Annotated in this window: 7 protein-coding genes and 1 pseudogene; 1 reads left to right on the top strand and 7 read right to left on the bottom strand. The window is 58.6% G+C overall.

Annotated features, from left to right (window positions below; all coding sequences use genetic code 11):
• Positions 1-300 precede the first annotated feature (300 nt).
• Positions 301-888: pseudogene (locus tag AO277_RS09585) on the top strand (trypsin-like serine peptidase).
• 4 nt (positions 889-892) lie between these two features.
• Here the strand turns inward: AO277_RS09585 and AO277_RS09580 are convergent.
• The 7 genes from AO277_RS09580 to AO277_RS09550 all read right to left on the bottom strand — a co-directional run bounded on the left by AO277_RS09580 (position 893) and on the right by AO277_RS09550 (position 6,257).
• Positions 893-1,648, bottom strand: coding sequence for a substrate-binding periplasmic protein (locus AO277_RS09580; protein ID WP_044319990.1), 756 nt, complete (start codon positions 1,646-1,648; stop codon positions 893-895).
• Between the two features lie 185 nt (positions 1,649-1,833).
• Entirely contained in the window at positions 1,834-2,604 is a 771-nt protein-coding gene (gene hisF / locus AO277_RS09575) for an imidazole glycerol phosphate synthase subunit HisF (protein WP_002551458.1), read from the bottom strand.
• A 19-nt stretch (positions 2,605-2,623) separates the two neighbouring features.
• Positions 2,624-3,361 carry a 1-(5-phosphoribosyl)-5-[(5-phosphoribosylamino)methylideneamino]imidazole-4-carboxamide isomerase gene (gene hisA, locus AO277_RS09570; RefSeq protein ID WP_002551457.1) on the bottom strand — a complete coding sequence of 246 codons (738 nt, stop codon included), beginning with the start codon at positions 3,359-3,361 and terminating at the stop codon, positions 2,624-2,626.
• A gap of 107 nt (positions 3,362-3,468) precedes the next feature.
• Positions 3,469-3,729, bottom strand: coding sequence for a DUF2164 domain-containing protein (locus AO277_RS09565; protein ID WP_002551456.1), 261 nt, complete (start codon positions 3,727-3,729; stop codon positions 3,469-3,471).
• Between the two features lie 4 nt (positions 3,730-3,733).
• Positions 3,734-4,372 carry an imidazole glycerol phosphate synthase subunit HisH gene (hisH, locus tag AO277_RS09560; RefSeq protein ID WP_002551455.1) on the bottom strand — a complete coding sequence of 213 codons (639 nt, stop codon included), beginning with the start codon at positions 4,370-4,372 and terminating at the stop codon, positions 3,734-3,736.
• Positions 4,372-4,965, bottom strand: a complete 594-nt coding sequence (gene hisB, locus AO277_RS09555; RefSeq protein ID WP_002551454.1) for an imidazoleglycerol-phosphate dehydratase HisB — start codon at positions 4,963-4,965, stop codon at positions 4,372-4,374. Before hisB ends, hisH begins: the two co-directional genes overlap by 1 nt.
• A gap of 92 nt (positions 4,966-5,057) precedes the next feature.
• Positions 5,058-6,257 carry an amino acid aminotransferase gene (locus AO277_RS09550; protein ID WP_005733613.1) on the bottom strand — a complete coding sequence of 400 codons (1,200 nt, stop codon included), beginning with the start codon at positions 6,255-6,257 and terminating at the stop codon, positions 5,058-5,060.
• Between the last annotated feature and the right edge of the window lie 228 nt (positions 6,258-6,485).

Here is a 6,485-nt window from a genome sequence, read left to right as displayed (position 1 = left end):
TTCGGTAGTTTTTTCATCGCTCCATCCTCTCAAAGGTTGGAGTCTCCGAGAAACCCGGGGCGGTTCAAGTCCGATATATCTGCGCTCCATGTCCACCACCGCTTCAGCTTTGATAAACGTGTCAATTCCGACTTAAAGGAAGGTGTCTCCATGACGGAGGCCAAGATACTGCTATCAAGGATGATGATGAAACCAACAACGATTACAGGTGCGTGCTGTATCGCCGCACTGCTGCCCTTTTCCATTCATGCGGCGGCAGACCTGGGCGAAGGACTACTTTCCCTTGCCCCGTCCAAAGTTCTGCTGAACGCCGACGGCTCACGCGACCACTGGAACGGCATCGGCCGTATCAACAGCAGGTCGGGCTCGAACTGTACGGCGACGCTGATCGATACTCGAAGCGCCGATAGCACGCCTGATGCGCCTGCCTATGCACTCACCAGCGGCCACTGCATCAGTCGGCAGAACGGTCTGATCATTACTGATGGAGAGATCGAAGGCAGCGTCCAGTTCAATTTTTCACTGACAGCGTGGCACGCAGCTATTCATTGAAACGCGTCAGCTGGAGCAGCATGCAGGGCGTGGATCTGGCGATTGTCGAATTGCAGCCAACGCTCGAAACGCTGATCGACGATGGCATCCAGCCGCTTGCGCTTGCCATAGAGCTGCAATCGGCGGGACCGACGCCCTAGCCACAGGTGGTTATTGGGAAAAACCGGTTAGGCGCATTATCGGTCAGTTGGTCGTACGAACATCGCCCGATCGACAATTACACGGTCAAGATGGGCCCGCCAGACACTGCTGCCGTTGAAGATCTGCACTTACGCCCATGACATCAATGGGCAGCCTTCCAATGTACGCGAAGACACCCTTCCCGCAGCAGGTTGAGCGATTACTGATAGCGCGTCTTGACCGCGTCGACCCAACCCTCGGCACGCATCTGGTCGAGGGCTTTCTGCAGGCGAGCCACAACGTCGTCAGGCGTGCTCTTGTTGACTGCCAGGTAAAGTTCGGCGCTGTTGAAACGCAGCGCGGTCTTGAACCCCGTGACCCCTTCCAGTTTCGCCAGATAGCGGCCAACCGGATCGCCCACGGCCCACAGATCGATCTGACCATTGTCGAGCTTTTTCACGTTGTCCCGGTCACGCAGCATCAAAATCGGGTTAAGGCCCATCGCGTTCAGACGCTCGCCGATGGCGTCGCCTTTATAGGCACCAATCCTGTAGTTCTTTGCCTGCTCAAGCGACGTTAACGTGATGGGGCTGTCGCCGCGGGCGAGCATGATCCAGTCATAGGAGCCTACCGGACCCACCCATTTGAACAGTTTTTCGCGCTCAGGCAGGCGAGTGGTGGAGAACACACCATAGCCGGGCTTGTCGAGGGCAAGCTTGTAAACCCGATCCCACGGAAAACGCAGGGTCATGCTGTAACCAATGTTTGCGCGCTTGAACATCTCGCGCACCACTTCAGCGGCAATACCGTCGATGTTGTTTTCCTGCGCGAAATTCTTGCCATCGACCGCCATGTTGAACGGCGGGAAATTCTCGGTGAGCAACACCATGGAATAAGGCGTTGAGTCGCTGGCTCGCGCAGTTTCATTCAGCAACAAGCCGACACCGATCAGTGCGAGAAATAGACGTTTGAACATGTTCCGGCACTCGATCGTGACTGACGCATGCAGAGTGCCGCGAACCCGGCGCACTGTCTAGCGCGCTGTCCGGCGATGTCGCTTACAGGTAATACTTGAATGCCACAGGGCTGAAACAGAGCGAGCGCCGACTGCTTCAAACCCATGGTCTGAAACAAGCGACGCCCCCTTTGATGCGCAGCGACTCAGCGCACCACAATCCCGCGACTGGCCATATAAGCCTTTGCTTCGGGAACGGTGTATTCGCCAAAGTGGAAAATACTCGCCGCCAGCACGGCACTGGCGTGGCCTTCGATGACGCCGGCGGCCAGATGCTCAAGGTTGCCGACACCACCGGAAGCAATCACCGGGATGCCCAGCGCATCACTGATGGCGCGAGTGACGCCCAGGTCAAAGCCGTTCTTCATGCCGTCCTGGTCCATGCTGGTCAGCAGGATCTCGCCAGCCCCCAGGTCTTCCATCTTTTTCGCCCAGAGCACCGCGTCCAGCCCGGTGGGTTTGCGTCCACCGTGGGTGAAGATTTCCCAGCGCGGGGTTTCACCCGGGCCGGAGACCTTCTTGGCATCAATAGCGACCACAATGCACTGCGACCCGAAACGAGCGGCGGCTTCACCGACAAACTCGGGGTTGAACACCGCTGCCGTGTTGATCGACACCTTGTCCGCGCCCGCATTGAGCAGGTTGCGGATGTCCTGCACGGTACGCACGCCGCCACCGACAGTCAGCGGAATGAATACCTGACTGGCCATGCGCTCGACGGTGTGCAGCGTGGTGTCACGGCCATCGACGCTGGCAGTGATGTCGAGAAAAGTGATTTCGTCTGCACCCTGCTCATCGTAACGACGAGCAATTTCCACCGGATCGCCTGCATCCCGGATGTTCTCGAACTTGACACCCTTGACCACTCGACCGTTGTCGACGTCCAGGCAAGGGATGATGCGTTTGGCTAGGGCCACAGGGTCAGTCTCCAGCTATTCAGCGTTGTTCGCGGTCGCAGAGCGCCTGGGCTTCGGCCACATCCAGCGTACCTTCGTAGATCGCACGACCGGTGATTGCGCCGATGATGCCCGGAGCCTTCGCATTCAACAGCGCCTGAATGTCGCCCAGGTTATGAATGCCACCCGAAGCAATCACCGGGATCCGCGTAGCCGCCGCCAGCGCCGCGGTGAACGGGATGTTGCAGCCCTGCATCATGCCGTCTTTGGCGATGTCGGTGTAGACAATGGCAGACACGCCATCGGCTTCAAAACGCTTGGCCAGATCAATGACCTGAACCGAGCTGACTTCAGCCCAGCCATCGGTGGCGACGAAACCATCCTTGGCATCCAGACCGACGATCACCTTGCCTGGGAACGCGCGGCAGGCTTCAGCCACGAACTCGGGCTCTTTGACGGCCTTGGTGCCGATGATGACGTAGCTCACGCCCGCCTTGACGTAGTGCTCGATGGTTTCCAGCGAACGGATGCCGCCACCGATCTGGATCGGCAGGTTCGGGTAGCGTCTGGCGATGGCCGTGACCACATCACCGTTGACCGGCTGTCCTTCGAACGCACCGTTCAGATCGACCAGATGCAGACGGCGGCAACCACCGTCGACCCACTTGGCAGCCATGGCCACCGGGTCATCGGAGAACACCGTGGAATCTTCCATCCGGCCCTGACGCAGACGTACACAGGCACCGTCTTTGAGGTCGATAGCGGGGATAATCAGCATGCTTATTCCTTGGTCAAAAAGAGCGGCAAGCTGCAAGCGATTAGCTGCAAGTATGCGTACTCACTGATTCTTGCGGCTTGAAGCCTGAAGCTCAAAGCTGCTTCTATTCAATTCTTTTCGAGCGCCCAGAGGTCGCTTTCGATGCTCTCGAACCGCTCCTTGAGCTGCTGCTGAACATCGAAAATAGCGCGATTGTAGTAATGCGGGGCAATCTCGCGGGTGAACAATTCCAGTACCTCAGCCACTTCAAACGTACCCAGCTCCAGCTCGAAGCGCTCTGCGAACAGGCGCTTGAGCTTGTCGATCGCCTGCTGCTCATGCTCGGGCGAAAGGGTCAGAATCGGCGGCTTGCTCTTGGTTTTGCTCATACGATTACCAGCGACCATCCCAGGCAGCGAAGTTCTGCAGCAATTGCAGGCCGTGGGTGTGGCTCTTTTCCGGGTGAAATTGCACGGCAAAACGCGAACCGTCGGCCAGCGCGGCGGCAAAGTCGAGGCCGTAGTGACCGCGCCCGACCACCTGACGCTGGTTCGCGGCATCGATGTAGAAACTGTGCACGAAGTAGAAACGCGCCAGATCCGGAATGTCATGCCACAGCGGGTGATCCACCGCCTGAGCGACCTGATTCCAGCCCATGTGCGGCACTTTCAGGTGCTCGCCTTCTTCATACAGGTCCTTGCCGAAAAACTTCACCTGGCCAGGAAAAAGACCGATGCAGTCCACGCCGCCGCTCTCTTCACTTCTGTCGAGCAACGCCTGCATGCCGACGCAGATGCCGAGAAACGGACGGTCCTGGCTGACTTCCCTGACCAGCGAATCAAAGCCCAGACGGCGGATCTCGGCCATGCAGTCGCGAATCGCGCCCACACCCGGAAACACCACACGGTCGGCTTCGCGAATCACCTTGGCGTCACTGGTAATCAGCACACGGCCTGCGCCTACGTGCTCAAGCGCCTTGGCGACAGAGTGCAGGTTGCCCATACCGTAATCGATGACCGCAACCGTCTGCATCAGAGCACACCCTTGGTGGATGGCATTTGCCCGGCCATGCGCTCATCCAGCTCGACCGCCATGCGCAGCGCGCGACCGAAAGCCTTGAACACGGTCTCGATCTGGTGGTGAGTGTTGGTGCCACGCAGGTTGTCGATGTGCAGCGTCACGTTCGCGTGGTTGACGAAGCCCTGGAAGAACTCCTGAAACAGGTCCACATCAAAGCCGCCCACCGTGGCACGGGTATACGGCACATGCATCTGCAGGCCCGGACGACCCGAAAAGTCGATGACCACGCGCGACAGCGCTTCGTCGAGCGGCACATAGGCGTGGCCGTAACGACGAATGCCTTTCTTGTCGCCGATGGCCTGGCTGAACGCCTGCCCCACGGTGATACCGACGTCTTCCACCGTGTGGTGATCGTCGATTGCCAGGTCACCCTTGCACTCGATGTCCAGGTCGATCAGCCCGTGCCGGGCGATCTGGTCGAGCATGTGCTCAAGAAAAGGCACACCGATATCGAATCGGGCCTTTCCGGTGCCATCCAGGTTGATCGAGGCTTTGATCTGGGTTTCCAGAGTATTACGCTCGACGTACGCCTTACGTTCGGCCATCACCAGCTCCGCAAAATCATTGGGCGAAAAAAGGCGAGCATTATAGGCCCAGATGCGCCCGCCATGAAGCAAACAGACGACCAGCAGGGCATTTAGTGGGTGAAGAGGCTCGCGATTGCGTTACATACCTTGTCGATATTGCCTTCATTCAGGCCGGCCATGCACACCCGGCCACTGCGCAGCATGTAAATGCCGTGAACGTCTTTCAGCTCATCGACCTGCTGTGGCGTCAGACCGGTATAGCTGAACATCCCGCTCTGCCTGAGGATAAAGCTGAAATCACGTCCGGAAACCTTCTGCGCCAGCACCTCGACCAGCCGCGTGCGCATGTCGATGATGCGCACGCGCATGGCCTCGACTTCGCTCAGCCACTGCTCGCGCAGGTGCGGCGTGTTGAGCACTTTTGAAACCAGAAAGGCGCCATGCGCAGGCGGGCTGGAGTAGTTGCGACGTACAGTGGCCTTCAGTTGGCCGAATACGTTGGCAGCCGACGCGGTGTCTTCGCAGACGACCGACAGCCCGCCGACGCGCTCGCCGTACAGCGAGAAGATTTTCGAGAACGAGTTACTGACCAGCGTTGTAACACCTGCGTTGGCCATTGCGCGGATGGCATAGGCATCCTCATCAATGCCCTTGCCGAAGCCCTGATAGGCAATATCCAGAAACGCGATGAGCTGACGATCCTTGATAACCTCGATCAACCGGTCCCATTGCTCGACTGTCAGATCGGCACCGGTCGGGTTATGGCAGCACGGGTGCAGCAGGAGGATGCTCTGCGCAGGCAGCCCCTGCACCGTGTCGAGCATGGCCTCGAACCTGACCCCGCCAGTCTGCGCGTCGAAATACGGGTAGCTGTTGACCTTGAAGCCTGCACCACCGAACAGCGCGTTGTGGTTTTCCCAGGTTGGGTCGCTGACCCAGACCTGCGAGTCCGGGAAGGCATACTTGAGGAAGTCGGCACCTACTTTCAGCGCGCCGGAGCCGCCCACGGTCTGGATGGTCGCCACGCGTCCTGCCTGCACAAGCGGGTGATCCGCCCCGAACAACAGGGTCTGCACTGCCTGCCGATAAGCCGCCAGGCCTTCCATCGGCAGATAGACAGAAGCCGCCTGCTCGCCCTCGGCCAGTTGCTGTTGTGCCGTTGCTACGCATGCCAGCTGAGGGATACGGCCCTGCGCGTCGTAATACAAGCCGATGCTCAGATTGACCTTATCCACACGGGAATCCTTGCCAAAGGTTTCCATCAGGGAAAGGATCGGATCACCAGCGTATGACTCCACGTGGGCTAGCATGCAAACAACTCCTACAGGCAATAAAAACAGGGGTTGCTAATGTAGCAGCGTCTGCGGGGGAACGGGCAGTGCATCAAACACATTGAGCCGCAGATAGGTGACGCAGAGCGTCACGAACGGCATTCCCACGCTGGAGTGGTATGACCCCCGAAGGTTGGACGCAACCTTTGGAGGCGTCATGGGTAAATATACAGTGCAGGCAAAACTCGCAGCCGTGAAAGAATATTG

It is taken from the genome of Pseudomonas amygdali (assembly GCF_002699855.1).
GTDB classification, from domain to species: domain Bacteria; phylum Pseudomonadota; class Gammaproteobacteria; order Pseudomonadales; family Pseudomonadaceae; genus Aquipseudomonas; species Aquipseudomonas amygdali.
Note: the sequence above shows the minus strand (reverse complement) of the source record. Positions and strands in the feature narration are given on the sequence as shown.

Excerpts from the sequence above, each read along its gene's own strand:
- AO277_RS09580 (WP_044319990.1), bottom strand. The coding sequence starts at position 1,648 with ATGTTCAAACGTCTATTTCTCGCACTGATCGGTGTCGGCTTGTTGCTG.
- hisA (WP_002551457.1), bottom strand. The coding sequence starts at position 3,361 with ATGCTGATTATCCCCGCTATCGACCTCAAAGACGGTGCCTGTGTACGT.
- AO277_RS09565 (WP_002551456.1), bottom strand. The coding sequence starts at position 3,729 with ATGAGCAAAACCAAGAGCAAGCCGCCGATTCTGACCCTTTCGCCCGAG.
- hisH (WP_002551455.1), bottom strand. The coding sequence starts at position 4,372 with ATGCAGACGGTTGCGGTCATCGATTACGGTATGGGCAACCTGCACTCT.
- hisB (WP_002551454.1), bottom strand. The coding sequence starts at position 4,965 with ATGGCCGAACGTAAGGCGTACGTCGAGCGTAATACTCTGGAAACCCAG.
- AO277_RS09550 (WP_005733613.1), bottom strand. The coding sequence starts at position 6,257 with ATGCTAGCCCACGTGGAGTCATACGCTGGTGATCCGATCCTTTCCCTG.